The organism is Streptomyces bugieae, from assembly GCF_036352915.1.
Taxonomy (GTDB): domain Bacteria; phylum Actinomycetota; class Actinomycetes; order Streptomycetales; family Streptomycetaceae; genus Streptomyces; species Streptomyces endophytica.
This window is the reverse complement of sequence record NZ_JAZBJP010000038.1, coordinates 39,401-65,023: the sequence shown is the minus strand read 5'-3', so window position 1 is coordinate 65,023 and position 25,623 is coordinate 39,401. Positions and strand designations below refer to the sequence as shown.

Annotated in this window: 24 protein-coding genes; 11 read left to right on the top strand and 13 right to left on the bottom strand. The window is 72.3% G+C overall.

Annotated features, from left to right (window positions below; all coding sequences use genetic code 11):
• Positions 1-1,252: 1,252 nt before the first annotated feature.
• Entirely contained in the window at positions 1,253-2,722 is a 1,470-nt protein-coding gene (locus tag V2J85_RS34845) for a SulP family inorganic anion transporter (protein WP_330823782.1), read from the top strand.
• A gap of 412 nt (positions 2,723-3,134) precedes the next feature.
• Positions 3,135-4,544: a M1 family metallopeptidase gene (locus V2J85_RS34840; protein ID WP_261956339.1), complete on the top strand. Its 1,410-nt coding sequence runs from the start codon at positions 3,135-3,137 to the stop codon at positions 4,542-4,544.
• Positions 4,545-4,635: 91 nt separating this feature from the next.
• On the opposite strand, the gene V2J85_RS34835 is transcribed toward V2J85_RS34840, so the two are convergent.
• The 3 genes from V2J85_RS34835 to V2J85_RS34825 form a co-directional block, all read right to left on the bottom strand.
• Positions 4,636-5,844 (bottom strand): NAD(P)/FAD-dependent oxidoreductase, encoded by a 1,209-nt coding sequence (locus V2J85_RS34835; protein ID WP_330823780.1) that lies wholly within the window; start codon positions 5,842-5,844, stop codon positions 4,636-4,638.
• 230 nt (positions 5,845-6,074) lie between these two features.
• On the bottom strand, positions 6,075-6,998 hold the full coding sequence (sigJ, locus tag V2J85_RS34830; protein ID WP_261957501.1) for an RNA polymerase sigma factor SigJ: 924 nt from the start codon (positions 6,996-6,998) through the stop codon (positions 6,075-6,077).
• A 244-nt stretch (positions 6,999-7,242) separates the two neighbouring features.
• Positions 7,243-8,070: a class I SAM-dependent methyltransferase gene (locus tag V2J85_RS34825; protein WP_330823779.1), complete on the bottom strand. Its 828-nt coding sequence runs from the start codon at positions 8,068-8,070 to the stop codon at positions 7,243-7,245.
• Between the two features lie 135 nt (positions 8,071-8,205).
• Between V2J85_RS34825 and V2J85_RS34820 the strand changes: the two genes are divergently transcribed.
• A complete protein-coding gene (locus tag V2J85_RS34820) occupies positions 8,206-9,000 on the top strand; it encodes a TetR/AcrR family transcriptional regulator (protein WP_330823778.1) in 795 nt (264 codons plus the stop codon).
• 23 nt (positions 9,001-9,023) lie between these two features.
• Positions 9,024-9,974 (top strand): hypothetical protein, encoded by a 951-nt coding sequence (locus V2J85_RS34815; protein ID WP_261956343.1) that lies wholly within the window; start codon positions 9,024-9,026, stop codon positions 9,972-9,974.
• A gap of 258 nt (positions 9,975-10,232) precedes the next feature.
• Here V2J85_RS34815 and V2J85_RS34810 read toward each other — a convergent pair whose 3' ends face one another.
• From V2J85_RS34810 to V2J85_RS34800, 3 genes are all read right to left on the bottom strand, one after another.
• Positions 10,233-10,862 carry a hypothetical protein gene (locus V2J85_RS34810; RefSeq protein ID WP_330823777.1) on the bottom strand — a complete coding sequence of 210 codons (630 nt, stop codon included), beginning with the start codon at positions 10,860-10,862 and terminating at the stop codon, positions 10,233-10,235.
• Between the two features lie 196 nt (positions 10,863-11,058).
• Positions 11,059-11,637 carry a hypothetical protein gene (locus V2J85_RS34805; RefSeq protein ID WP_330823776.1) on the bottom strand — a complete coding sequence of 193 codons (579 nt, stop codon included), beginning with the start codon at positions 11,635-11,637 and terminating at the stop codon, positions 11,059-11,061.
• Between the two features lie 258 nt (positions 11,638-11,895).
• Positions 11,896-12,204, bottom strand: a complete 309-nt coding sequence (locus V2J85_RS34800; protein ID WP_261956346.1) for an SH3 domain-containing protein — start codon at positions 12,202-12,204, stop codon at positions 11,896-11,898.
• A 185-nt stretch (positions 12,205-12,389) separates the two neighbouring features.
• Between V2J85_RS34800 and V2J85_RS34795 the strand changes: the two genes are divergently transcribed.
• Complete coding sequence (locus V2J85_RS34795) at positions 12,390-14,906, top strand: serine/threonine-protein kinase (protein WP_330823775.1); 2,517 nt, start codon at positions 12,390-12,392, stop codon at positions 14,904-14,906.
• Here the strand turns inward: V2J85_RS34795 and V2J85_RS34790 are convergent.
• Complete coding sequence (locus V2J85_RS34790) at positions 14,843-15,046, bottom strand: hypothetical protein (RefSeq protein WP_330823774.1); 204 nt, start codon at positions 15,044-15,046, stop codon at positions 14,843-14,845. The genes V2J85_RS34795 and V2J85_RS34790 overlap by 64 nt on opposite strands.
• Positions 15,043-15,261: a hypothetical protein gene (locus tag V2J85_RS34785; RefSeq protein ID WP_261956348.1), complete on the bottom strand. Its 219-nt coding sequence runs from the start codon at positions 15,259-15,261 to the stop codon at positions 15,043-15,045. Before V2J85_RS34785 ends, V2J85_RS34790 begins: the two co-directional genes overlap by 4 nt.
• A gap of 169 nt (positions 15,262-15,430) precedes the next feature.
• Between V2J85_RS34785 and V2J85_RS34780 the strand changes: the two genes are divergently transcribed.
• On the top strand, positions 15,431-16,273 hold the full coding sequence (locus tag V2J85_RS34780; RefSeq protein ID WP_330823772.1) for a helix-turn-helix domain-containing protein: 843 nt from the start codon (positions 15,431-15,433) through the stop codon (positions 16,271-16,273).
• On the top strand, positions 16,255-16,467 hold the full coding sequence (locus V2J85_RS34775; protein ID WP_261956350.1) for a DUF397 domain-containing protein: 213 nt from the start codon (positions 16,255-16,257) through the stop codon (positions 16,465-16,467). The genes V2J85_RS34780 and V2J85_RS34775 overlap by 19 nt, the downstream gene beginning before the upstream one ends.
• On the opposite strand, the gene V2J85_RS34770 is transcribed toward V2J85_RS34775, so the two are convergent.
• A complete protein-coding gene (locus V2J85_RS34770) occupies positions 16,430-16,735 on the bottom strand; it encodes an SDR family oxidoreductase (RefSeq protein ID WP_330823781.1) in 306 nt (101 codons plus the stop codon). The genes V2J85_RS34775 and V2J85_RS34770 overlap by 38 nt on opposite strands.
• Positions 16,705-17,289, bottom strand: a complete 585-nt coding sequence (locus V2J85_RS34765; protein WP_330823771.1) for an SDR family NAD(P)-dependent oxidoreductase — start codon at positions 17,287-17,289, stop codon at positions 16,705-16,707. The genes V2J85_RS34770 and V2J85_RS34765 overlap by 31 nt, the downstream gene beginning before the upstream one ends.
• A gap of 453 nt (positions 17,290-17,742) precedes the next feature.
• Here V2J85_RS34765 and V2J85_RS34760 point away from each other — a divergent pair, with 453 nt between their 5' ends.
• The 3 genes from V2J85_RS34760 to V2J85_RS34750 are packed head-to-tail and all read left to right on the top strand — an operon-like array spanning position 17,743 to position 20,493.
• On the top strand, positions 17,743-18,321 hold the full coding sequence (locus V2J85_RS34760) for a hypothetical protein (protein WP_261956351.1): 579 nt from the start codon (positions 17,743-17,745) through the stop codon (positions 18,319-18,321).
• A gap of 4 nt (positions 18,322-18,325) precedes the next feature.
• Positions 18,326-19,921: an alpha/beta hydrolase gene (locus V2J85_RS34755; protein ID WP_330823770.1), complete on the top strand. Its 1,596-nt coding sequence runs from the start codon at positions 18,326-18,328 to the stop codon at positions 19,919-19,921.
• Positions 19,922-19,929: 8 nt separating this feature from the next.
• Positions 19,930-20,493: a hypothetical protein gene (locus V2J85_RS34750; protein WP_330823769.1), complete on the top strand. Its 564-nt coding sequence runs from the start codon at positions 19,930-19,932 to the stop codon at positions 20,491-20,493.
• Between the two features lie 72 nt (positions 20,494-20,565).
• On the opposite strand, the gene ilvD is transcribed toward V2J85_RS34750, so the two are convergent.
• The 3 genes from ilvD to V2J85_RS34735 form a co-directional block, all read right to left on the bottom strand.
• Positions 20,566-22,419: a dihydroxy-acid dehydratase gene (ilvD, locus tag V2J85_RS34745; RefSeq protein ID WP_330823768.1), complete on the bottom strand. Its 1,854-nt coding sequence runs from the start codon at positions 22,417-22,419 to the stop codon at positions 20,566-20,568.
• 230 nt (positions 22,420-22,649) lie between these two features.
• Positions 22,650-23,474 carry a sugar phosphate isomerase/epimerase family protein gene (locus V2J85_RS34740; RefSeq protein WP_261956355.1) on the bottom strand — a complete coding sequence of 275 codons (825 nt, stop codon included), beginning with the start codon at positions 23,472-23,474 and terminating at the stop codon, positions 22,650-22,652.
• 232 nt (positions 23,475-23,706) lie between these two features.
• The gene (locus V2J85_RS34735) at positions 23,707-24,630 is read right to left on the bottom strand and encodes a Ppx/GppA family phosphatase (RefSeq protein ID WP_261956356.1); all 924 of its coding nucleotides are present in this window, start codon (positions 24,628-24,630) and stop codon (positions 23,707-23,709) included.
• A gap of 140 nt (positions 24,631-24,770) precedes the next feature.
• Between V2J85_RS34735 and V2J85_RS34730 the strand changes: the two genes are divergently transcribed.
• Entirely contained in the window at positions 24,771-25,607 is an 837-nt protein-coding gene (locus tag V2J85_RS34730) for a DUF3109 family protein (protein ID WP_261956357.1), read from the top strand.
• Positions 25,608-25,623 lie beyond the last annotated feature (16 nt).

The following is a 25,623-nucleotide window of genomic DNA, read 5'->3' as shown; positions in this document are numbered from 1 at the left end:
GGGCGGGGTGGGGTGGGGGTGGAAGTGGGGTGCGGGGTGGCGCGTGGGGATGGGTGGGGTGCGCCGGCGGGCGCTGGCGCGAACGGAACCATTCCGTCCTGTTGGATAACTCCGCGTTTACAGGGTGGTTACCTGACGAGTTGCGGCTTGGCGGCTGAGGCTCGACACAATGGGGTGACCTGTCCAGCCGCGCCGGAAGGGGCGACGATGGCGAAGATCCGGGTCGGCGGCCTCGGCCGGCTCCTGTTGATCGTCGTGATCGTTGTCGTGGGCCTCGTTGTGGCGTTCGTGCCGGGGTTGGCCTCACCTCCCTCCGTTGGCGTGGGTGTATACGGGGCGGACGGGCGGGGTGCTTCGGCCTCGCCGGCCGGGCACGGGGGCGCGGGCGCGGATGCGGGCGGCTACACCACCGGTGAATCCTGGCGCTTGTCTGAGGCAAGGCGATCTTCCGAATCGGGGCGATCTGTCGAGTCGGGGCGATCTGCCGAGTTCGGACGAGCGGTTGAGTTCGGACGAGCGGCCGAGTCTGGGCGAGTGGCTGCTGATGGGCCGGTGGTTGGGGATGGGTTCGAGCATCATCAGGCGGCCCGGGGGCGTTGTCCGGGGCGGCGGGGTGGGCGGTCCTCCGGTTCGCTGTGTGCTCCCGTGCCGTCGGGGAACGTGGTGTCGATCGCCGCGCCCGTGCGGACCGTTGAGGGTGGGCCGGCGATCATTGCGCCGCTGACGGGGCGGCAGGCCGTGCCGTTGTCGAGATCGGGTGAACTGCCGGTCCATCACCTCGTTTTCCGCTGCTGAGAGCTGAGAGCTGCCCCAGGGCCCTCCCCCGGCCCGCGCATTCGACGGAATCCAGCCGTCATCGCTCCGCACCCTTCATGGCGCCTGCCGCACGGTTCGCGCGTGCCGGTGCGGACCCGTACGCGCTCGTGTGCGGCCTCGTGCCCGTATTCGGCCGTCCTGGTTCGTGCCTGCCGTGTGTGTCCGTGTGCTGGGCCGCCGCGTTCCGATTCGCTGGAGGCATCTCATGCGTAGGTTCCGAGTACGTCGCGGACGTTCCGTCCAGCCGTCCATATGGTCCCGGCGGGGCCGATCGTCCCGGCAGGGCACGTCATCCCAGCAGGACACTTCCTTCCGGCAGGACACGTCGTCCCGGAAGGCCACACCTTCACGACCTTCACGACCTTCACGTCACGACGTCGCACGACCCCATGACGCGCGTGCGGCGCGTGAGCCCCGTGCGGCGCGCCCGTCCCACATCCGGGCCGATGTCACCGCCTCGCTCGTGGTGTTCCTCGTTGCCGTGCCGCTGTGTGTCGGGGTGGCCGTGGCGTCCGGGGTGCCGGCTGAGTTGGGGCTGGTCACCGGGATCGTCGGCGGGTTGCTCACCGGGTTGCTGCCGGGCAGCAGTCTGCAGGTCAGCGGGCCGGCCGCGGGGCTGACCGTGCTGGTCTACGAGGCCGTGCAGGAGTACGGGCTCGGTGCGCTGGGTGTCCTGGTGCTGAGCGCCGGGGTGCTGCAGCTGGTGATGGGGGCGCTGCGGCTGGGGCGCTGGTTCCGGGCGATCTCCGTCGCGGTCGTCCAGGGGATGCTGACGGGAATCGGGCTGGTGCTGATTGCCGGCCAGCTGTACGCCCTGGTGGACGCCAAGGCGCCGGGCAACGGGCCGGCGAATCTGGGCGGGCTGCCGAACCTCGCGGTGGACACCATCGGGTCCGACCCGGCGCTGGTGGCGCTGGCGGTCGGGGTGTCGACGCTGGCGGTGCTGGTGCTCTGGCCGAAGTGGCGGCGCGCTGCGCGGGTGCTGCCCGCGCCGCTGGTCGCGGTGGCGCTGGCCACCGTCGCCGTGGCGGTGCTGGATCTGCCGGTGGCACGGGTGGAGGTTTCCGGGCTGCTGGAGGTGGTCCAGCCGCCGGGCGGGGCGGATGTCGCCCGGCTGGTGGAGGCCGGTGCGGTGGCCGGGGTGCTGGGCACCGTGCTCGCCTTCGCGCTGATCGCCTCCGCCGAATCGCTGTTCAGCGCGGCGGCGGTGGACCGGCTGCACGACGGGCCGAAGACCGACTACGACAAGGAGTTGTTGGCCCAGGGCGCGGGCAACACGGTGTGCGGCCTGCTCGGCGCGCTGCCGATGACCGCGGTGATCGTACGCAGTGCCGCCAACGTCCAGGCCGGGGCGCGGACCAAGGCGTCGCGGGTGCTGCACGGGGTCTGGCTGCTGGTGTTCGCGGCGGTGTTCCCGGTGGCGCTGGGCGTCGTTCCGATCGCGGCGCTCGCGGCCGTACTGGTGCACGCGGGATGGAAGTTGCTGCCGGTGAGGACGTGGCGGCCGCTGTGGCGGGAGCACCGGGGTGAGGCCGTGGTGCTGGCGGCGACGGCGGTGGCGATCGTGGCCACCAACATGTTCGAGGGGGTGCTGCTCGGGCTGCTGCTGGCCGTCGCGAAGTCGGCGTGGGAGACGTCGCAGGTGCACCTGGAGGTGACCGGCCTGGAGGGCAGTGGGCCGATCCGGGTACGGGCCGTGGGCCATGCGACGTTCCTGCGGCTGCCGAAGCTGCTCGACCAGCTGGAGGCGCTGCCCCGGGACCGGGAGATCGAGCTGGATCTGTCCGGGCTGCGCCATCTCGACCATGCGTGTGCGGCCGCGCTCGGCAACTGGGAGGAGCAGCGCCGCGGGCCGGACGGGACGGACGGGACGGCGCGGCGGACCACGCCGTCCGTGGCTCCGTAGGCCGGGGAGACCGGGGAGGCGGGGAGACCGGGGAGGCGGGGAGACCGGGGAGGCGGGGAGACCGGGGAGGCGGGGAGACCGGGGAGGCGGGGAGACCGGGGAGACCGGAAACCTGTGGGCCCTGAAGTCGGTGAGCGGTGCGCCGGTGAGCGGTGGCCGGTGCGCCGGGAGGGCGGACCTCCCGGCGGTCAGCAGGCCCGGAGACCCGTGACCCCGGAGCCCCGGAGCCCCGGAGCCCCGTAGCCCCATGGCCCCGTAGCCCCGTAGACCCGTAGACCCGTAGAGCCCGGTGGGGCGGTATCGCCAGTAACGGGCCTTACGGCGTCGAAGGGCCGTTACAACAACAGAGCGGCGTTCCGGCGGAAATGACCGTAGGGTCAGGAGCTGGTGACCACCGACCCCGAGGAGCGCTGTGAACCGCCGGCCCCTTCGTCGCTGCGGGGCGACCGCCGCGCTGTCCGTCGCCCTGCTGCTGTCCTCCTGCACCGGTGCCGCCCTGAGCGCCACCGGGACGGCGGGCAGCGGCGGGGTGGGCGACCCGCTCTTCCCGGCGCTCGGGAACGGCGGTTACGACGTACGGCACTACGGCCTCGACCTGGCCTACGACGTCAAGCGGAAGCATCTGGACGCGACCGCGGAGATCACCGCCCGGGCCACCCAGGACCTGCGCTCCTTCAAGCTGGACCTGGAGGGGCTGCGGGTGTCCGCGGTCCGCGTCGACGGCAAGGACGCGTCGTTCTCCCGCACGGGCCACAAGCTCACGGTGCGGCCGCCGGTGGGGATCGCGAAGGGCACCCAGTTCCGTACCACCGTCGAGTACGCGGGCACGCCGCAGGAACTGAAGGACCCGGACGGGTCGACGGAGGGCTGGGTCAAGACGCCCGACGGGGCGTTCGTGTCGGGGGAGCCGGCCGGCGCGATGACGTGGTTCCCCGGCAACAACCACCCGGAGGACAAGGCCACCTACGACTTCAAGATCACCGTTCCGCGGCGCTACACGGCCGTCGCCAACGGGGAGCTGCGGTCGGCGAAGGTGTCCAAGGGGAAGGCCACGTTCACCTGGCACAACCCGGAGCCGATGGCCAGCTATCTGGCGACCGCCACCATCGGCACGTTCGACGTCCACACCTCCCGCACACCCGGCGGGCTGCCGCTGTACGTCGCGGTGGACCCGGCGGAGGCCGCGGCGAGCCGGAAGCCGCTGGCCCGGCTGCCGGAGATCATCAAGTGGGAGAGCGGGCTGTTCGGGACGTACCCGTTCTCCTCGGCGGGCGCGATCGTCGACCACACCCCGCCGCGGATCGACTGGTCCGCGCTGGAGTCCCAGACCAAGCCGGTCTACGCCGGGGCGCCGGACACCGTGACCGTCGTGCACGAGATGGCGCACCAGTGGTTCGGCGATTCGGTGACGCCGAAGACCTGGCAGGACACCTGGCTCAGCGAGGGTTTCGCGACGTACGTCGAGTGGCTGTGGGGGGAGCACGAGGGCGGCAAGACACCCCAGCAGCAGTTCGACGCGCTCTACAAGGACGACCCGCACAACGAGCGCTGGGACTTCCCGCCGGGCCGCCCGGGCGCGGCGAAGAACGTCACCGGCACGGCCGTGTACGAGCGCGGCGCGATGCTGCTCCAGCAGCTCCGCAGGGCCGTGGGTGACAAGACGTTCTTCCGGATCCTGAAGGAGTGGCCGGCCAAGTACCGCTACTCCAACGCCGATTCGAAGGATTTCATCGCCTTCTGCCAGGCCCGCACGGACGTGGACCTGAAGCCCCTCTTCGACGCGTGGCTGTACGGGAAGGGGAAGCCGGACAAGGTGTTCTGAGCCGGGCGGGGTGGTGCCGGGCGGGGTGGTGCCGGGCGGGGGTGTGCCGGACGGGGGTGTGCCGGGCGGGGTGGTGTTCTGAGGAGGCCCGCTAGCTGACGTTGGGGATCAGGCGGATGGCCGCCGGGTGGCGGGCGGTGAGGGTGAGGAAGCGGCGGGTGGAGCGGACCACCTGTTCCTTGACGAGGGCGGCCGGGCGGCCGGTCAGGACCGTTTCGCGCGGGGTGTCGTCGGCGCGTACGGACTGGATCAGGCCGTCGTGCCGGCCCAGGCTCACGCACTGCACGAAGTAGGCGAACGTCAGCGGCCGGGGCGCGGTGCCGCGGAGTTCGGCGATGATGCCGCGGGCCGCGTGGGCGCCGGTCGGCAGGGCGGTGGCGCAGGCCATGCGGAGGGTGCCGGCCCGCGGGGACCGGGCCTCGGCCGCGTCGCCGGCGACGTAGACGTCCGGGTGGCTGACCGAGCGCAGTGCGGCGTCGACCCGGATGCGGCCGGTGGCCGGGTCGGTGTCGAGGCCCGCGTCCCGGGCGAGGTCCCCGGTGGCCCGCAGGGCGGCCGTCCACACCACGGCGTCCGCGTCCAGGTCGTCCGCGTCGGTGACCCGCCGGCCCTCGGTGACGCGGACGTGCAGCCGGTCGAGGACGGTCCGTACGTGGGTCCGGCCGCTGGCCGACAGGCCCGGCCCGAGTTCGCCGCCGGTGAGCAGCCGGACCTGCCACTCCGGGTGGGCCTCGGCGAGTTCGGCGGCCATCTCGATGCCGGTGAGGCCGCCGCCGACCACCGCCAGCGCGCCGGGTCCGGTCAGCAGCCGCCGGTGGAGGGCGGTGGCGGTCTCGGCGGTGAAGGACCGCTGCCCGGCGCCGCGCGGGTCGGTGTGGCTGCCGAGGGCGTAGACCAGGCGGTCGTAGCGGAGGGTGCGGCCGCGGTCGGTGTGCACGACGCGGGCGTCCGGGTCGAGGGCGGTGGCCCGGGCGGCGAGGTGCTCCACGCCGGTGCCGCGCAGCAACTCGGCCCGGGAATGGGCGACTTCGGGGCGTCCGGCGGCGACTTCGTGCAGCCGGACCCGTTCGGTGAGCCGGTCGTCGGGGTCGACCAGGGTCACGCGCGCGTGCGGGGCGAGCCGCAGCGCGGCCATCATGCCGGCGTAGCCGCCGCCGAGGACGACGACCCTGCCGCTTGCGGCCTTACGGGTGCGGGGGCGGGCGCCGCGCGGCCGGTGGTCCGTCACACCGTTCGCGATCTTGTTCATCTTCTTCATGGCGTCCTCCTGGGCGTTCATGGCGTCCTCCTCGGCGTGCATGGCGTCCTCCTGGGCGTCTTCATGACGTCCTCTTCATGGCGTTCACGACGTCCCCCTGGGCGGGATGTCGTCCTCCTGGGTGGACGCGCCGCACCGGGGCCGGTGCGGCGTCGCCGGAAGGGGACGACACGGGAGGCGGGAATGTGACAGCGGGAATGTGACAGCGGGAATGTGACAGCGGGAAGGCGACAGCGGGAAGGTGACAGCGGGGGCGCGGGCCGGGGGCGACGTCACTCCTGGCCGGGGGTGAGCGCCCGGTCGAGATCGACGTGGCCGAGCTTCTCCGGGTTGACCACGGCGTCGACCTCCGTGATCCGTCCATCGTGGACGGTGAAGGCGAACACCCCGGCCTGGCGCCCCGCCGCGTCGGCGAAGACCAGCCCGGTCGCACCGTTGACCTGCTGGAGCGCGACCCGCACCGGTCCGCGTTCGGCACCGCGGGCGACCAGGCCCAGCGCGTAGCGGGCAACCTTCTCGCGGCCCAGCACCGGGCGGCGGGCGGCACTCACCCGGCCGCCGCCGTCCGAGCGCCAGACCACTTCGGGGTCGAGGACGGCGAGCAGCGCGTCGAGGTCGCCGCCGATGACGGCGGACAGGAACGCCTCGACGGTGCGCCGGTGTTCGGCCCGGTCGACGGTCCGGCGCGGCGCCTCGGCCCGTACCCGCCGGCGGGCGCGGGAGGCCAGCTGCCGTACCGCGTCGGGTGTGCGGCCGACCGCCTCGGCGACGTCCGGGAAGGGGACGGCGAAGACGTCGTGGAGGATGAAGGCGGTGCGTTCGGCGGGGGTGAGCCGTTCCAGGACGGTGAGCAGGGCCATGCCCACGGACTCGTCGAGGGTGACCCGGTCCTCCGGTGCGTCGCCGTACGCGCTGCCGGGCAGTTGGTCGGCGCCGGTGCCGTCGACCAGCGGTTCCGGCAGCCAGGGCCCGACGTACCGTTCGCGGCGGGCCCGGGCCGAGCCCAGCAGGTCGTAGCAGATCCGGCTGACGACGGTGGTGAGGAAGCCGCGCGGGCTGTCCACGGGTGGGTCGAGGGGCAGCGCCTGCCACCTCAGCCAGGCCTCCTGCACGGCGTCGTCCGCGTCGCTGACCGTCCCCGTGATCCGGTACGCGATCCCCCAGAGCCGTCCCCGCTCCGCCTCGAACGTCGCCAGGTGGCCCTCGGCCGGCCGCCCGGGGTGGCTGCTCGCGGCCGGGTCGGGGTGGCTGCTCGCGGCCGGGCCGGGGTGGCTGCTCGCGGCCGGGCCGGGGTCCCTGCCTGCGGTGTTCCCGCCTGTGGCGTTCCTGTCTGCGGTGTCCCTGCTCGCTTCCGCCACGTGCCGTGTCTCCCTCGCTCCGTACGCCCGTCCCGCCCCGGTCCGCCGCCGGGTCGAGGTCCGGCCCCTCCGGGGCCCGCCCCTAGGGACGACGCGGCGGGGCCGGGTGTGACATCGGCGGGCGGCGGGCGACGGTGAGGTCGAGGGCGTACGCCTCCTCGACCGTGCCGTCCGGGAAGACGTCGAGCAGGGCGGCCCGTTCGGCTTCCAGGACGGGGGCGGCGGCCGCCGGGCCGAGGGCCGCGAAGTACGAGCGGCTGCCGAGCATGGCGAGGTGGGTGCCGAGGGGGACCCGCCGGGTCCAGTGCAGCACGCGGCATTCCGGCTGCAGGCCGAGGCCCAGGCCGCGGAGCAGGTCGGGGGCCTCCGGTGCGATCGGGTGGGCGTGGTAGCCGGGGAGCCGGCGGGCGAGCCTGGCCTCCTGTTCGGCGGCCCAGGGGACGTCCGGGTCGGGCAGGTTCCACCACAGCGCGAGCGCGCCCCCGGGCCGCAGCACGCGCAGCGCCTCCGGGACGGAGCGCGCCGGGTCGGTCCAGTGCCATGCCTGGGCGTAGCCGACGAGGTCGAAGCCCGCGTCGTCGGAGAACGGGAGCGCCTCGCCGATACCGCGGACGAGCGGGACGTCCGGATGGGCGGCGCGCAGTTCGGCGGCCATGGCCGCACCGGGCTCCACGGCGGTCACCCGCGCGCCGCACGCCGCGAGCAGGCCGGTCGCGATGCCCGTTCCCGCCCCGACGTCCAGCACCCGCGCACCGGCCAGCGGGCGTCCGGCCAGTTCCTCGATCGCGGCGAAGAGGGCCGGTGGGTAGCCGGGCCGGGCGGACGCGTACTGCCCGGCGACGGTGTCGAAGGAGCGGGCGAAGCTGCCCGGGGGCGGCGGCTGGACGGGCGGGGGCGGGGTGCCGGTCATACGGGCATGCTGCCGCGCGGCCGCCCCGTCGCGCCGCCGCTTCGCGAAAATCCAGAAGCACCAAAACCAGAAGCACAAGAAGCACAAAAATCAGACCGGGTTCATTTTCAGGCTCGGTCTGGGTATAGTCCTGTCATGGCTGGTTTGCGGGAGCGGAAGAAGGAGCAGACGCGGCAGCGGATCGCGGCCGTGGCCTGGCGGTTGTTCGCGGAGCGCGGGTTCGAGGCGGTGACGGTCAACGAGATCGCGGAAGCCGCCGAGGTCGCCAAGGCGACGCTGTTCGCGTACTTCCCGACGAAGGAGTCGCTGGCGCTCCAGGGGGTCGGGGACGACGACCTGGCGGGGATCGTCAGCCGGCGGCCGGCCGGGCAGTCGCCGCTGGCGGCACTCCGGGCGCACTTCCGGGCGCTGGCGGCCGGGCCGATGACCGGGTTCGACCCCGAGGTGCTGGTCTCCCGGATCCGGGTGATCTTCGACAGCCCCACCCTCAGCGCCGCCGCCAACGCCCTCCTCTACGAGCAGCGGCAACAGCTCGCCGAGGCACTCAAGGCCGAGGCCGAAGCGATCAGGGATGAGGGCGGGCAACGGGACTCCGACAGAAGGGGGGACTCCGGCGGGCGGAGGGACTCCGGCGGACGGGGGCACTCCGGCGGACGGGGGGACTCCGGCGGACGGGGGGAGATGGCCGCCGTCCTGATGGCAGCCCAGATCAGCGCGTCGCTGGTCACGCTCCAGGAGGCGTTCTTCCGCCGGCTGGCCGACGGCGCCTCGCTCGACGACGCCCGCCAACAGCTCGCCGAGGACGTCGAGTTGGCGTTCTCCCTGCTGGCGGACGGCCTTGAGCCGCACACCGACCACAGCACCACACCCCACACCGACCACAGCTCCACGCCCCACACCGACCACAGCACCGGACCCAGCAGAGACTGACCCGAGGGGAAACGGAACAGACCATGCGCGCACGGGGAATCAACTACGACACCGGCTTCCTTCCCGGCGAGGACCTTTCGCGGAAGAGCTTCGCGGAGGAGGCCGTCCGCAAGGACATGGCGGTCATCGCCGGCGAACTGCACTGCGACGCGGTGCGGATATCGGGCGGCGATCCGGAGCGGCTGAGCGTGGCGGCGCGCTGCGCGGCCGAGGCCGGGCTGGAGGTGTGGTTCGCGCCGTTCCCGGTGGACCTGGGGCCGGCGGAGCTGCGGACGTTCTTCGCGGACTGCGCGGACCGCGCCGAGGCCGTACGGGCCGGCGGGGCCGAGGTGGTGTTCGTCGCCGGCTGCGAGATCAGCGCGTTCTGCTCGGGCTTCATCCCCGGTGAGAAGTACGGCGAGCGGCTGGACGCGATGGTGACCGGGGACCGGGACTGGTGGATGTCGCTGGGGCCGGTGCAGGAGCGGCTCAACGCGTTCCTCGCCGAGGTCGCGGAGCTGGTGCGGGGTCGTTTCGGCGGGCGGATCACCTACGCCTCGGGCCCCTGGGAGAAGGTCGACTGGCGGCCGTTCGACCTGGTGGGCGTGGACGCGTACCGGGCGGCGTACAACGCGGCGAGGTTCCGCGAGGAGGTGCGCGGGCACTTCGCGCACGGCAAGCCGGTCGCGGTGACCGAATTCGGCACCTGCGCCTACCGGGGCGCGGGCGAGCGGGGCGGGCTGGCCTGGCAGCCGCCGGCCGGTGCGGTGCCGGACGAGAGCGAGCAGGTGCGCTACTTCGGCGAGCTGCTGGACGTCTTCGAGGAGGAGGGCGTGGACACCGCGCTGTGGTTCACCTTCGCCGCGTTCAACACCCGTAAGGGCGCCGACCTCACGTCGTACGGCGTGGTGACGATGCTCGACGAGACGCGGTGGGAGCAGCGGGAGGTATTCGCGGCGATGGCGGAACGGTACGGGGCGGGTTCCGCTCGGTAGGTGGCCTCGGGGGGCCTGGGGGGCTGGGGGGTGGGCCTGGGGGCGGCCCGGGGGCCGGGGGCAGGGGGCCCTAGTAGGGGGCGGGCGAACAGATCCCGTAGGGGACGGACGCGCCCCCTGCGGGTCCACAACTCCCGCGCGGTGAGAGGTATTCCACGGCTGGCGGCGAATTTCCGAGGTGCGGCGAATCCCGAGGTGCGCCCTATTCCGCGGAGAGGCGCACCCCGCGGAGAGGTGCACCCCGCGGGCCCCCGTGCGTCACCCGTTCCGGTCGGCCGGGGCCGGGGCCGGGGCCGGGGTCGTGACCGCCGCCCTCCTTGTCCGGGCGCGGTCGAGGGACCAGGCGCACAGGCCCGTCAGTACGGCCGCCCCGGCGCCGTACACGGGCAGCCACACGGTCGTGGTGGCCGACAGGCAGTCGGCGACGGCGACATGGCTCTGGGCCGCCTGTGCATGAGCCAGGGCGACGCCGTCGCGACCGGCCAGGTGCGCGAGCGCGGCCTCCACCCGGATGCCCTCGTACCTGCCCACCGCAGGACACGCGGCACGCGTGCCCGGCATGGGGAACAGCCATGCCCAGCGCTGCAGCGCGGGCGCCAGTGTGATCGCCACGCACAGGCCGACGACCAGGGAGTACGCCGCCAGGCTCCGCAGGTACGCGGAGCCTGGACCGGGCGTCCGCGCCGGCAGCCGGTGGAAGGTGAAGATCAGCGCGAGGAGCGTCACCCCGATGTAGGTGGAGAACCACTGCCAGGATCCCTGCGCGAGGGCGGCCGCGAGCACCGCGGCGAGCGCGATGCCGATGACCCCCGGCTGGCCGGGGTCGGCATGCTCAGCGCCGAGGGAGGTCGTCTTCGGGGCCTGTCGCAGGCCGGTGTGGTGGCCCATGGTCTCTCCCGCGTGGTTCGGAGGACCTCAGCATCCGGGCCCGCCGCACCCCGGCACGGCGCCATGCCGGGCCGGAGCGCAAGCCCCGCCCGGTTGGCGGGCTCACGGGCCCACAGGCCTGGGCGGACCGGAAGTCCGCGCCACCCGGCCCCTCAGCGGCGGCTCTTGGGCCCCTCGGTGGCGGCTCTTGGGCCGCTCAGCGGCGGTTCCTGGGCCGCCTCGGGTTCTTGGGCTTCCGGGCCGCCGGGTTGCCCGTACGGGTGCTGCGGCGGCGTTCGTGGCGCTCGCGGGCCTCGGCGTACTCCGCGCGGTGCAGCCGCTCCCCCGGGGCCTCGACGAGACTGCGGCAGAAGTACGCCAGCAGCGACCCGATGAAACCGATGAGCATCAGGCTCTGCCCCGACGAGTCGGCCGCGCCCGCCGCCGACGAGCCGGGGCGGCGTACGAAGCCGTCCCAGGTGCGGCGGAAGGCCAGCGCGCTGCAGATGGCGAAGCCGGCGACCACCAGGATGCCGACGAACGGGCCGACCGCGGCGATCTCCAGCCCCTGGAACGCGAAGCGCAGCACGACGGCCCCGGCCGCGGCGAGCGCCAGCGAGCCCACCGCGACGCCGGCCCGGCGCAGCGGGTAGCCGCCGTCGTGATGGACCCAGGTGGTGCCGAAGAAGCGGATCGGCTCCGGCTGCGGGCCGTCGCTCTCCGGGCCGCTCTCCGGACCGCTCTCCGGCCCGCCGGCGTCCGGACGGCCGGGAGGCGGCGTCTGCTCGTCGCTCATGGCACCGATTATCCCCGGGCCCCTGTCCGGGACGGGTTGCCCACTCACCCCATTCGGCACACACGCCCCACGGCACTCAGCCCATACAGCACGCAGCCCGCGCAGCGGCACGCACCCGTACCGTGCTCACGCCGTGCGGCACTCAGCAGCCCCCACGCCGCCCAGCGCCCGCACGCCGTCCCGCGCTCACATACCGTCCCGCGCCCGCACGCCGTCCCGCGCTCACATACCGTCCCGCGCCCGCACGCCGTCCCGCGCTCACATGCAGCGCGGCGCGACCATTCCGTCGCTGCCGGTGTGGACGTACGTGTCGGAGATGTACTGGCCGGGGCCGATGCTGTCCCAGATGTCCGAGGTGCCGTACGGGCCGCTGACCCGCTCCCCGTGCCGCTGGCAGCGGATCTCGATCCGTGCGCCCTCCGCCAGCAGCCGGACGACCGGGTAGTCGGTGCCGGGACCCTTGCGGACCTTGACGCGGTAGCCGGGCGCGACCGGGTAGCTGAGCCCCCCGGCTGCGGCGAGCACCTGGCCGCCGTCGACCGGTTCCGCGGATTCCTGTGTCGTCATGTCGATTCCCCCGTTGACGATTGTCCGGCCGGCGGTGCCGGGCCGGCGTGTCAGCCCGGCGGTGCCGGGCCGGTTGTGCCACGCGCACGCTAGCAAGCCTCAGCGCTTTCGCACGTGTCATCGACTAGGCTCCGCGCGTCGCACCTGCGACCGATTGGCACGGGGAATGACACGGGGGTGGAACCATGCCAGCGCTGCGCGATTCCGGCGTCGGCCCGGAAGCGGAGCGTCCGGAATACGCCGGGAAATACCGGCTGGAAGCGCGGCTCGGGGCCGGCGGTATGGGCGTGGTCCATCTGGCCCGCTCCTCCTCCGGACTGTTGCTCGCGGTCAAGGTCATCCATGCCGAATTCGCCCAGGACCCGGAGTTCCGGGGGCGGTTCCGGCAGGAGGTGGCGGCCGCCCGCCGGGTCAGCGGGGCCTTCACGGCCCCCGTCGTGGACGCCGACCCGGACGCCGGACGCCCCTGGATGGCCACCCTCCACATTCCCGGCCCGACGCTTTCCGACCATGTGAAGCGGAACGGCCCGCTGACCCCCGGCGAGGTGCGCAGGCTGGCCGCCGGACTCGCCGAGGCGCTGCGCGACATCCACCGCGCCGGGGTCGTGCACCGCGATCTGAAGCCCGGGAACGTGCTGCTCGCCGCGGACGGGCCGAAAGTCATCGACTTCGGCATCTCGCGGCCGTCCGACAGCGATATGCGCACCGAGACCGGCAAGTTGATCGGCACGCCGCCGTTCATGGCGCCCGAGCAGTTCCAGCGGCCGCGCGAGGTCGGCCCGGCGGCGGACGTCTTCGCGCTGGGCTCGGTGCTGGTGCACGCCGCCACCGGGCGCGGCCCGTTCGACTCGGAGAGCCCGTACATCGTCGCGTACCAGGTGGTGCACGACGACGCCGATCTCGCGGGCGTACCGCGGGAGTTGGTGCCGCTGATCGAGAGCTGCCTGGCGAAGGACCCGGCGGACCGGCCGACGCCGGACGCCCTGATGGAGCTGCTGCGGACCGACGCGCCGGAGGACGACCCGGTGCCGGGCGCGGTGGCGGGACTGACGGCGGGCGTGCCGCCGGGGGAGGCCGGGGCGCGGGGTGCACCGCCCTCGGGTGCACCGTTGCTGTCGTCGCGGTCCCCGGGCCCGGTGCCGGATCCGGGCCTGAACCCTCCCGGCCCGGGCCTCGGTCCGAGCGGTCCGGGCCCGCGGATTCCCGAGCAGCGCGGCGGCGCGGTACGGGCCGCGGCCACCCCCTCGCGGGCGGAGACCACGCACGTACGGGCCGCCGCCCCGGTGACCGAGCCGCCCGCCCCGCCGGGACCCACCGCCGCCGCGCCGGGAGCAGATCCTGCCCGGCCCGAACCCCCGGGCGGGACCGAAGAGCCGCGGGCGGGAGGAGGAAAGCCCCGGGCGGGAGGGGGAACATCCCTGGCGGCCCGTGGCCGTCACCCCTTGCGCCGCCCCGCGCTCACCGCCCTCGCCGTGGCCGTCGCCGGCGCCGCCGTCTTCGCCGGCGTCCGGCTGCTGTCCCCCGGCTCCGGCCAGGACTCCGCGCTGCAGACCCACCCGCCCCACACCGCCACCGGCGACGCCCGCCCCTGGCGGACCACACTCCTCACGCGGTCCCCGGGCCACGACGCCGAGATGCCGTACTGCACCGGCGGCTCGGGCGCCGTCTTCTGCGGCCAGTCCGGACTCCCCGCCGCCCGCCTCGACCCGGACACCGGCCACGTGGCCTGGCGGCACAAGGGTGCCCCCGCCGGCAAACGGGCCACGACCCCGACCGCGCCCGTGCTCTCCGGCGGGCTGCTGTACGTCTTCTCCGCCGACGGCACACGCCTCTCGGCCCTCGACCCCTCCCCCGGCGGCCGGGGCGCCACCCGCTGGAGCACGGACGTCTCCGGTTACGAGGGCGGCGCCGCCGTCATCGGCGACCGCGTGCTGCTGACCGCCTCGGACGGTACGGTCACCGCGCTGGACAGCGCCACCCACCGGCAGCGCTGGCGCAAGCGCTTCGCCGGCCACCAACTGCCGCTGTTCACCGCGTTCGCCGGCGCGCCGCGCACCGCGTACGCCGCCGAGCCCACCGCCGACGGCACCCACTCCCAGGTCACCGCCATCGACCCGGCCACCGGCGCGGTCCGCTGGGCGCACCGGCTGCCCGGCCTCCTCACCCCGGCCGGACCGGCCGGCACGTCCGGTCCCGCCCGCGCAGGTGGGGCCGGAACGGGCGGGCCCGGGCCGCTGTTCCTCACCGTCACCGACCCCAAACTGTCGTACCGCACCACCGCCGTCCTCCGGTACGACCCCGCCACCGGCCGCACCCGCACCCTGCCGGTGACCGGCTCGCCGGACCAGGTGTCGGCGGTCGTGCACGGCGAGACGGTGTATCTGCTGGGCGAGGGCGGGGCGTTGCAGGCCACCGGGGCGCACCACTGGTACACCGAGACGTCGGTCAGCCGGGGGTCGGTGCCGGTGGTGAGCGGCGGCCGGCTGTTCTTCAGCGCGGCCGACGGCCGGCTGATCGCCGTCGACACCGCCAACGGCGGGGTCGTGGGCCAGACCCGGCCACGGCTGTCCGGCACCCGCAGCAACGGCTTCCTGGAGTCGGTGCCCGCCCCCTGGACCGACCCCCGCCGCGGCCGGATCTACGCGGCGGCGCCCGACGGCACGGTGTTGTCGGCCCCGCTGAAGGACCCCGCGAGCTGGTAGGGGCGTACGGGCCGCAGCGGGGTGTCGATGAACATCGGCCCGCTCAGGGCGTCGTAGGCGTACGGACTGCGGTGCCGCGGCAACGGCACGCGGTGCGGGGGCCGCTGCCGCGGGGTGAGGCGCCGGGAAGGCCCGTTCACCGCCCGGCCGCCTTCTTCAGCGCGGCGATCAGCTTGAACGTCGTCTCCAGGTTGCACCGCCCCAACTCGATCAGCGGGCGGGGGTGTGGGTAGCTGTACGACACCGGGTCGACACTCAGTGAGGGCAGCACGATCCCGGTCCGCGCCAGTGCCCTCATCAACTCATCGCGTGCCGCTTCCGCCGCCGCGTGCCCGCTGAACCGTTCCGCCGTCATGGACCAACCAACCCTTCTGTCGTTTCCCTGCCGGGACTCCGGAGGCCGACTACTCTGCGTATTCCAGCCCTCACCAGGATGCATGCGGAGAAGGGCACGAATACCCCTTGCCGGGCGTACTTCGCCGCGCCGAGACGTAAGTTCCACACCTTCCACGGAGGAGGTCGCCATGCCGCCGAGACGAGCGGTCACCGGCCGCAGCCAGGAGCCGCGCCAACGCTTCGTGGAGGAAATGCGATTACTCCGCTCCCGCAAGGGCGACACCCTCCGCCAGCTCGGCGAGACACTGGGCTGGGACTGGTCCCTCTTCGGCAAAATGGAATCCGGCCACACCCTCGGCAGCCCCGAGGTCGTCCAGGCCCTGGACCAGCACTACGGGACGCCCGGACTGCTGCTGACGCTTTGGGAGTTGGCGGCGGGGGACCCTACGCAGTTCAAGGAGCGGTACCGGCGGTACATGACGCTGGAGGCCGAGGCGTTGAGCTTGTGGCACTTCGGCGTGAGCGTCTTCCCGGGCATGCTGCAGACGGAAGGCTACGCACGCGAAGTGCTTGCGGTAGGTGGCGCCAAGGGTGAAGACCTGGCGCGACAGGTGGAAGCGCGCATAGGACGCCGCGAGTTGCTGAGGGGCGATGAGGCACCGCCGTTCCGGACAATCCTCTCCGAGGCCGTGCTGCGCGCGTCGTTGCAGGACCCGACGGAATGGCGAAGGCAACTGGAGCACCTCGCCGACGCGGCCGCGACCCCGAACGTCACCCTCCACGTGCTGCCTGACGCTTCTGGTCCGCACGGTCTCGTGAGCACCGACGTCATGTTCCTGCGACTCCCCGACGGCCGAACCGTGGCCTACACCGAAAACGCCCATCGTGGTGAACTCATCGAGGAAACCGGGCCGGTTGAGCGATTGCAACGCGCGTACGATGCGGTGCGTGACCTGGCGTTGAGCCCGGCTGAATCGCGGAAGTTCGTCATGCGGATGTTGGAGGAAGCGCCGTGCGAGCCATCGACCTGAGCACAGTCACGTGGCGAAAGTCCAGCTACAGCAACCCGGACGGCGGCCAGTGCATCGAGATCTCCCCTGACCTCCCGTCCCTCGTCCCCGTCCGCGACAGCAAGGCCCCCCACGGCCCCGCGCTCGTCTTCCCCGCGGCGGCCTGGTCGGCGTTCGTCACATCCGTGAAGGGCGGGCGGCTGTCCGGCGCCTGACGTGACCGTGCTGCGACAACGCACCGGCCCCCGTCGCCGACGCGACAGGGGTCACGGCTCGGTCAGGCCCGGGTGCCGCCGTCCACCCGGAGGACACTGTCGTGACGTAGGAGGAGCGGTCGCTGAGGAGCCAGGCGGCGGTCTGGGCGATCTCGTCCGGGTCGGCGATGCGGCGCAGCGGGGTCTGCGCCGTGAGCCGCTCGAGGACGCCGGGGGTGTTCTCCTCCCAGGCGCGGATCATCTCGGTGAGCGTGGCGCCGGGCGCGATGGCGTTGACGCGGATGCCCTCCGGGCCGTAGGTAACGGCGGCCGACTCGGTGGCCGATGCTGGAGTTGTTGACGATGGCTCCCGTCCCCGGCGGTGGGACGGATGGCGGCGACCTTGGCGGTCATGGCTAGCCACTGGCCCTTGAGGTTCACCTCATAGGCGTGGTCGAAGTCGACCTCTCGGGCCTGGTCCATCGGGCCCGGTGGCACGCTCGTCGCGGCGTTGTTGAAGGCCGCGTCGAGCCTGCCGTGCAGCTCCACGCCCGGTCGACGGCGGCCTGGACGCTCGCCGAGTCCGCAGGTCGCACCGCACGTAGTGCGCGGTGCCGCCGATGCCCGGATCTCCTCGGTGATCGACTTGAGTTGGGCCTCGGTACGGGCCGCCAGCATGACGCGGGCGCCCTCCCGGGCGAACAGCCGCGCCGCGGCGGCACCAATGCCGCGCCCGGCGCCGGTGACGAAGGCGACCTTCCCGGCCAGCAGCCCGGCAGTGGGGGCAGCTTGGACGTCCGTGGCGGAGGGGATGGATATGTCGGTGGTGGGTGCGTTGCCCATGACAGCCAGTCAGCCTGCATCCATCCGGGTCATGCATCCAGGCTCCAGCGGTACCGGGAGAGCATGCCGACGTGCCTCATCCAGGCGAACTACGCCGCCCAGGGCACGAAAGGGCTGCTCAGCGGGGGTGGCAGCGGGCGGCGGGCCGGAGTTGGAGCAGGTCGTCAGTTCCTTTGGGCGGCGACGGCGCGAGCGCTGGCGGACGCGGCGCGATCTGCGCGGCCGCCCGTGTGAGGGGCGAGTGCGGCCGGATCGTCTCCGTCGGTTCCCTCGCCGGCACCCACGTGGGCCTGCGCGGCTTCGCGGATCCCTTGTCCGCGCCGGTCGCCATCGCCGCGTACGCGCGCAGCGCCGCCAAAACCTTCCGCTCGCGCTGGCCCGAACATCCCGAGTCCGCGGTGGGGCCACTTGGTAGCGTTTCTTCGCACAGAGTGACGATCGAGGGGGAGTTCATTGTCCAGCAAGATGTCGGTCCAGCCGGGCGAATTACGCGCGTCGGCGCATGCCGAGAGCGCTATCGCCGACGACATCAAGAAAACGTGCGACAAGGCCGTCACCGAGACCGGTACGGCTGCGGAGGCCGCCAACGGATGGTCCGTCGCCTCAGCGCTGCACATGATCAGTGAGACCTGGAAGCCCGCTTTCGACGGTCTGCACAAGCGTCTGCTGCAGGGCGCCGGTAATCTCCGCGATACCGCCGACAACCATGACTGGAACGAAGACATGGTTGATCAGGACTTCGAGGACTTCAACGGGGACGGTGTGGGCGTGATTGCCTCGGCCCCCGCCTCAGGGAGCGGGCCCGGCTCCACGGTGTACGCCGGACTGCCGCGCCCCGGTGTACCCGGCGCCGACCCGGTACGCGAGGCCGTCGGCGAGTACCAGCCGCCGCCACCCGGTACACCGTCACCCAGCACGGACGACATGCTGCACGCCAAGCCCGCGATGCCCGTCTACGACCCGGGCGAGGCTCTCACGGGACCCGGCCGGGACGCGGCTCCCGTGCGCACCGACGACAACCCCTTTGGATGAGCCCGTGGCTTCCGACTACGCACGCCTGCTGAAGCAGGACTTCGCGGACATGACGGCCGCCGCCGACTCCTGGCAGCGGGTTTCGCGGGACATGGACAGCGCGTTCGACCACCACCGTACGAAGGTGACCGGTCCGCTGCACGTCTCCTGGGAAGGGGACGACGCCAAGGCCGCCCTGGCATTCCTCGAAGACATAGAGATGCGCATCAATGTGGTCCGCACCGAGGCGATGACCATCTCGAAGGCGATCGAGACGGTTCGGTTCCGCATGGAGCAGGCGCAGACGGACTTACGCAACGCGGTACGGAGCGCGGAGTCCGAGGGGTTCGTCGTCGACGACTCCGGCTCGGTGGGAGAAGCCATCTGCGAAGCGGACGAGTCTCCGGACGAGGCGCAGAACAAGCTGGACCGGATGAAGCACTTCCAGGAGGAGATCGACACCGCGGTCAAGGACGCGCGGAAGGCCAGCACCGACGGTCACCACGCACTGTCGGAACTCCATGGCGAGATCATGGACCGCACCAACAAGCACATGTCCGCCGAGTCCGCGGCCGACACCCGGCAGGCCATGAAGGACCTGGGCGTCAAGGGGCCGCAGATCCCCAAGGACCCCAAAGACGCGGCCGCCTGGTGGAAGGGACTCGACGAGGCATCGCGCCAGGAGTACGCCACCATGTACCCGGAGCAGATCGGCAAGACGAACGGCCTTCCCAGCACCGTCCGTGACGATGCGAACCGGCTCGCGCTGGATCAGCAGCTCAACTTCGTCGACGGCAGCGACCAAGGCGTCCCCGGCATTCCGGAACACCGTCACAACCTTGAGACCCTGAAGGCCGAACTGGACAAACGTGACGGCGCACCGGAAAACAAAAAGCTCTACCTCCTGGATTTCGACGGTGCCGAGGACGGTAAGGCCGTCATCGCCATGGGGAATCCGGACACCGCTGACAACGTCGGTGTGCAAGTTCCCGGCACAGCAACGGACATGAGCTCAACCGGCGGCCAGCTGTCACGGATCGACAAGTTGCAGAGGTCGGCCGAGCGGGCCGAGCCGGGGGCGACCACGTCGATGGTCTACTGGCTGGGCTACGACGCTCCTGAAATTCCCAGTGACGATGCCCCGAACCTCGCCGTCGCCGGCACTACCCGAGCCGACGACGCGGCACCGGATCTGAGGGATTTCACCCATGGTCTGCGCGCCTCGCATGAAGGGCCGGACCGTGCGCACATGACGGTGCTGGGGCACAGCTACGGGGCCACGGTGGTCGGCGACGCGGATTCCGGCGGCAACGGCTTGGACGCCGACAGTATTTCCGTCGTCGGCAGCCCGGGAGAGACAGTGGGCAGCGCGTCCGATCTCCACGTCGGCGCCGATCACTTCTACACAGGCATCGCCGACGACGACTTCATCAGGCAAGCGCAGGATCTGACGCTCGGTCCCGACCCGAACACCACGGCCTTCGGCGGCACCCGGTTCGTCACTGACACCCACGGACACAGCGGCTACTGGGACGACAAGAGCGAAAGCCTTGCCAATCAGGGCCGGATCATTGCCGGCCACGAACCGAAGAAGGCTCCGCCCACGCCCATCGACATATAGGAAGTCCCTTGGAGAAAAAGCACTCGGAGGTGACGATCAAGCTTTTCAGGCGAACCCGCCTGATCGCATTGACCGCCTCGGTCATCATTTTCACCGGAGCATGTATGTCTCAGCCTGCCGACGACCCCAACAAGGCTCTGCCGCGTAAGAGCCGTGAGGACTCTTTGGCCTGGGCCAAGCAGTACACCGCCACCATGGCTCACTATGCGGGAGTCAAGATCGGCAAGAGATTCGGCAGCCCCTTCACCGACTTCGAGGACTGCGTCGGCCAAAACGACGAGGTTGCGGACGATGGCCGGTACACCCTGACTTACACCGCATATGCCGACCTCCCGCAGGAAGAGCACATTCCAGCGGTCCGCAAACTCCGGGCCGCGCTCAAGAAGCAGGGTGGCATGGACGTCTCTTCTTACGAAGAACGCCCCCATTCTCACGAGGTAATTCTCGACGGTTACCATGAGAAAGAGAATTTCTCTCTCATTGCCGACTCCGTCAAACCCCCCAACACCCTCCGCCTCTCCGTCAGCACCCCCTGCTTCCTGCCCCCCGGGGCCAAACAGCAGAAGTTCTGAGGGCCCGGGCAGGGAACAAGCAGGGAGGCCCCCGTCAGACGACGGGGGCCTCCCTGCTGTCCTAGCCGTGGATCAGCCGAGGCTGTTCACATCCCGCACCGCGCCCTTGTCCGCGCTGGTGGCCATCGCGGCGTAGGCGCGCAGGGCCGCGGAGACCTTGCGTTCGCGGTTCTTGGGGGCGTAGACGCCGCCGAGGGCCTCGCGGCGCGCCGCGAGTTCCTCTTCACCGACCAGCAGCTCGATCGTGCGGTTCGGGATGTCGATGCGGATCCGGTCGCCGTCCTCGACGAGGGCGATCGTGCCGCCGCCGGCCGCCTCGGGGGAGGCGTGGCCGATGGACAGGCCGGACGTGCCGCCGGAGAAGCGGCCGTCGGTGATCAGTGCGCAGGTCTTCCCCAGGCCCCGGCCCTTCAGGTACGAGGTCGGGTAGAGCATCTCCTGCATGCCGGGGCCGCCCTTGGGGCCCTCGTAGCGGATGACGACCACGTCGCCGTCCTTGACCTGCTTGTTCAGGATCTTCTCGACGGCCTGTTCCTGGGACTCGCAGACCACGGCCGGGCCCTCGAACGTCCAGATCGACTCGTCGACGCCGGCCGTCTTCACGACGCAGCCGTCGACCGCCAGGTTGCCCTTGAGGACCGCGAGGCCGCCGTCCTTGGAGTAGGCGTGCTCGGCCGAGCGGATGCAGCCGCCCTCGGCGTCCTCGTCCAGCGCCTCCCAGCGCTCGGACTGGGAGAACGCCTCGGCGGAGCGCTTGCAGCCGGGGGCCGCGTGCCACAGCTCGACGGCCTCCGCGGACGGTGAACCGCCGCGCACGTCCCAGGTCTTGAGCCAGTCGGCGAGCGAGGGGCTGTGGACGGAGTTCACGTCCTCGTTGAGCAGTCCGGCGCGGTGCAGCTCGCCGAGCAGGGCCGGGATGCCGCCGGCGCGGTGCACGTCCTCCATGTAGTACGTGCGGTCCTTGGCGACGTTGGGGGCCACCTTGGCCAGGCAGGGCACGCGGCGCGAGACGGCGTCGATGGCCTCCAGGCCGAACGGGACGCCGGCCTCCTGGGCCGCGGCGAGCAGGTGCAGGATCGTGTTGGTCGAGCCGCCCATGGCGATGTCCAGGGCCATGGCGTTCTCGAACGCGTCGAAGGTGGCGATGTTGCGCGGCAGGACCGACTCGTCGCCGCCCTCGTAGTAGCGGGTGGTGAGCTCGACGACCGTGCGACCGGCCTTCTCGTACAGCGCCTTGCGGGCGGTGTGCGTGGCCAGCACCGAGCCGTTGCCCGGCAGGGAGAGGCCGATGGCCTCGGTGAGGCAGTTCATCGAGTTGGCGGTGAACATGCCGGAACAGGAACCGCAGGTCGGGCAGGCGTTCTCCTCGATGCGGAGGATGTCCGCGTCGGAGATCTTGTCGTTCACCGCGTCCGAGATCGCGTCGACCAGGTCGAGGGTGCGGACCGTGCCGTCGACGAGGGTGGCGCGGCCGGACTCCATCGGGCCGCCGGAGACGAAGACGGTCGGGATGTTGAGCCGCAGCGCGGCGTTCAGCATGCCCGGGGTGATCTTGTCGCAGTTGGAGATGCAGATCAGCGCGTCGGCGCAGTGCGCCTCGACCATGTACTCCACGCTGTCCGCGATCAGGTCGCGGGAGGGCAGGGAGTAGAGCATGCCGCCGTGGCCCATGGCGATGCCGTCGTCGACGGCGATCGTGTTGAACTCGCGGGGGATGCCGCCGGCCGCCTTCACCGCCTCGCTGACGATCCGGCCGACCGGCTGGAGGTGGGTGTGGCCCGGCACGAACTCGGTGAAGGAGTTCGCCACGGCGATGATCGGCTTGCGGCCGATGTCCGCGCCCGCTACGCCCGAGGCGCGCATAAGGGCGCGGGCGCCCGCCATGTTGCGGCCATGGGTAACGGTGCGGGACCTCAGCTCGGGCACGATGGTCACTCCCTCGGGATACGTACGTTCAGCCGTACAGCAGCAGCGGCATACCGCAGCTGATCCCGAGGTTACGCTCTTGATCCAAGATCCGGACACCGGCTCCGGTATGTGAGACAGGTGACCGGAGTACGGACAGCGCCCCTGGGTAGCCCGGCGGGACCGGCTGCGGCCGACCCGGCTGCGGCCCCGTCGTCGGCCACTCCGCCCCGGTCAGGGACCCGCCCCGCTCAGGACCCCGGCACCCAGGTCGGCGAGGCCAGGTGGAGCCGGGTGAAGGCCAGCGCCTCGGCCAGGTCGGCTTCGCGTTCGGCGGCGGACATCGCCCGGCGGGTGTTGACCTCGACGACCACGTGCCCGGAGAAGTTGTTCGCGGCCAGCCGCTCCAGCACCTCGGCGCAGGGCTGGCTGCCGCGGCCCGGTACGAGGTGCTCGTCCTTGGCGGAGCCGTTGCCGTCGGCGAGGTGGACGTGCGCCAGCCGGTCGCCCATCCGCTCCACCATGTCCAGCGCGTCGTTCCGGGCCGTCGCGGTGTGCGACAGGTCGACGGTGAAGTGCCGGTAGTCGTCGTTGGTGGGGTCCCAGTCCGGGGCGTACGCCAGCATCTCGCGGTCGCGGTAGCGCCACGGGTACATGTTCTCGACGGCGAACCGCACGTCCGTCTCGTTCGCCATCCGCCACACCCCGCGGACGAATTCCCGGGCGTAGCTGCGCTGCCACCGGAACGGCGGGTGGACGACGACGGTGGAGGCGCCGAGCTTCTCGGCGGCGTTGCGGGCGCGCTGCAGCTTGACCCACGGGTCGGTCGACCAGACCCGCTGGGTGATCAGCAGACAGGGCGCGTGCACGGCCAGGACCGGCACGCCGTGGTAGTCGGAGAGCCGGCGCAGCGCCTCGATGTCCTGGCTGACCGGGTCGGTCCACACCATGACCTCGACGCCGTCGTACCCCAGGCGCGCGGCGATCTCGAAGGCCGTCGCCGTCGACTCCGGATACACCGAGGCCGTGGACAGCGCGACCTTCGCATCCGGGATGCGCACCACTGGCTCTGTCACGAGGGACAGCGTAAGGGCCGGAGCTGTGCGCGGGGCGGGAGGCCCGGACCCCCGCCGCCCACCGTTGTGGCTTGTGGGGCGGGGGGTACGCAGGTGGCGGGGCCGATCGACGGCGTGACGAGTCTCACGTGCGTGTCTTCGCCTCCGCCCACGGCCCGGGGCCGTCCGGCAACCGCCGCAGCCGCCCTACGCACCGCCGCCCCGGCCCGGCCCGGCCCCAGGGGGACGCCCCCTACGGCAGGTGGTCCAGCCGCCGCAGGATGACCCCCTCGCGCAGCGCCCACGGGCAGATCTCCAGGGTCTCCACGCCGAACAGGTCCATCGCCGCCTCGGCGACCAGCGCCCCGGCCAGCAGCTGCCGCGCCCGCCCCTCGGACACCCCGGGCAGCTCGGACCGCTCCCGCGCGGACATCCCGGCCAGCTTCGGCACCCACTCCTCCAGCTTCTTGCGGGTCAGCTCCCGCTGGACGTAGAGGCCCTCGGCGGAGCGGGCGGCACCGGCGATCCGGGCCAGCTGCCGGAACGTCTTGGACGTGCCGACGATCTGGTCGGGGGTGCCGTAGCGGCTGAACTCGCTCACCACGCGGGCGATCTCGGCCCGGACCCGGCGGCGCAGCGTGCGCACGTCCTCCGGGTCGGGCGGATCGCCGGGCAGCGCGGCCGCGGTCAGCCGGCCGGCGCCCAGCGGCAGCGACACCGCCACGTCCGGGTCCTCGTCGAGGCCGTAGGCGATCTCCAGCGACCCGCCGCCGATGTCGAGGACCAGCAGCCGGCCGGCGGACCAGCCCAGCCACCGGCGGGCGGCGAGGAACGTGAGCCGCGCCTCGTCCTCACCGGAGAGCACCTGCAGCTCCACCTCGGTCTCCTCGGCGACCCGGCGCAGCACGTCCTCCCCGTTGGACGCCTCCCGCACCGCGGACGTCGCGAACGGCAGCACGCTCTCCACGCCCTTGTCCTCGGCCACCTGCAGCGCCTCCCGGACGGTGGCCACCAGCCGCTCCACCCCGGCATCGCTTATCGCGCCGTCGTCGAGGAGCTCGGCCAGGCGCAGCTCCGCCTTGTGCGAGTAGGCGGGCAGCGGCCGCGCGCCGGGGTGTGCGTCCACCACCAGCAGATGGACCGTATTCGAACCCACATCGAGGACACCGAGTCTCATACGGGGAAACCTAACGCGACGCCCGGCACGGCTCGTCGGCGCGGTCCGTACCGTTGCCGGGAGCGGTACGGCCGGCGGCCCCGGCGCGGTGCGTGGCCCGCCCCGTCCGGATGGCGCGCGGCGCGCCTTACGCTGGAGTCGTGGCAAAGACGAAAAAGGCGAAGCACGAAAAAGCGCCGAAGAAGGCAGAAAAGCGGCGCGCCCAGGCGGCCGAGGGGAACCAGCCCCCGGCCGACGAGGTCGGACTCGACTTCGCCCGCGCCTGGGTCACCTTCCCCGACCCGGCCGACGACGAACAGCTCTTCCGCTGCGACCTGACCTGGCTGACGTCCCGCTGGACCTGCATCTTCGGCAGCGGCTGCCAGGGCATCCAGGCCGGCCGGGCGGACGACGGCTGCTGCACGCTCGGCGCGCACTTCTCGGACGACGACGACGAGAAGCGGGTCGCCGAGCACGTGGCGCGGCTCACGCCCGACCTGTGGCAGTTCCACGACGTGGGCACGGAGACCGGCTGGGTCGAGGTCGACGAGGACGGCGAACGGCAGACCCGCCGCTGGCAGGGCTCCTGCATCTTCCAGAACCGCCCCGGCTTCCAGGGCGGCGCCGGCTGCTCGCTGCACATCCTCGCGCTGCGCGAGGGCCGCGAGCCGCTGGAGACCAAGCCCGACGTCTGCTGGCAGCTGCCGATCCGGCGCACCTTCGACTGGATCGACCGGCCCGACGACACCCAGGTGCTGCAGGTCACCATCGGCGAGTACGACCGGCGCGGCTGGGGCCCCGGCGGCCACGACCTGCACTGGTGGTGCACCTCCGCGACCTCGGCGCACGGCGCGGGCGAACCGGTCTACGTCTCCTACAAGCCGGAACTGACCGAGCTGATGGGCAAGAAGGGCTACGCCAAGCTCGCCGAACTGTGCGAACAGCGGCTGGCGGCACAGCTGCCGATGGCCCCGCACCCGGCGGACCCCCGGCCGTAGACCCACGGCACTCACC

Coding starts and splice junctions, on each gene's coding strand:
- V2J85_RS34820 (WP_330823778.1), top strand. CDS start 8,206: ATGGCTGGTTTGCGGGAGCGGAAGAAGGAGCAGACGCGGCAGCGGATC.
- V2J85_RS34780 (WP_330823772.1), top strand. CDS start 15,431: ATGCCGCCGAGACGAGCGGTCACCGGCCGCAGCCAGGAGCCGCGCCAA.
- V2J85_RS34815 (WP_261956343.1), top strand. CDS start 9,024: ATGCGCGCACGGGGAATCAACTACGACACCGGCTTCCTTCCCGGCGAG.
- V2J85_RS34765 (WP_330823771.1), bottom strand. CDS start 17,289: ATGGGCAACGCACCCACCACCGACATATCCATCCCCTCCGCCACGGAC.
- V2J85_RS34800 (WP_261956346.1), bottom strand. CDS start 12,204: ATGACGACACAGGAATCCGCGGAACCGGTCGACGGCGGCCAGGTGCTC.
- V2J85_RS34735 (WP_261956356.1), bottom strand. CDS start 24,630: ATGAGACTCGGTGTCCTCGATGTGGGTTCGAATACGGTCCATCTGCTG.
- V2J85_RS34835 (WP_330823780.1), bottom strand. CDS start 5,844: ATGCACGCCGAGGAGGACGCCATGAACGCCCAGGAGGACGCCATGAAG.
- V2J85_RS34810 (WP_330823777.1), bottom strand. CDS start 10,862: ATGGGCCACCACACCGGCCTGCGACAGGCCCCGAAGACGACCTCCCTC.
- V2J85_RS34805 (WP_330823776.1), bottom strand. CDS start 11,637: ATGAGCGACGAGCAGACGCCGCCTCCCGGCCGTCCGGACGCCGGCGGG.
- V2J85_RS34825 (WP_330823779.1), bottom strand. CDS start 8,070: ATGACCGGCACCCCGCCCCCGCCCGTCCAGCCGCCGCCCCCGGGCAGC.
- V2J85_RS34795 (WP_330823775.1), top strand. CDS start 12,390: ATGCCAGCGCTGCGCGATTCCGGCGTCGGCCCGGAAGCGGAGCGTCCG.
- V2J85_RS34785 (WP_261956348.1), bottom strand. CDS start 15,261: ATGACGGCGGAACGGTTCAGCGGGCACGCGGCGGCGGAAGCGGCACGC.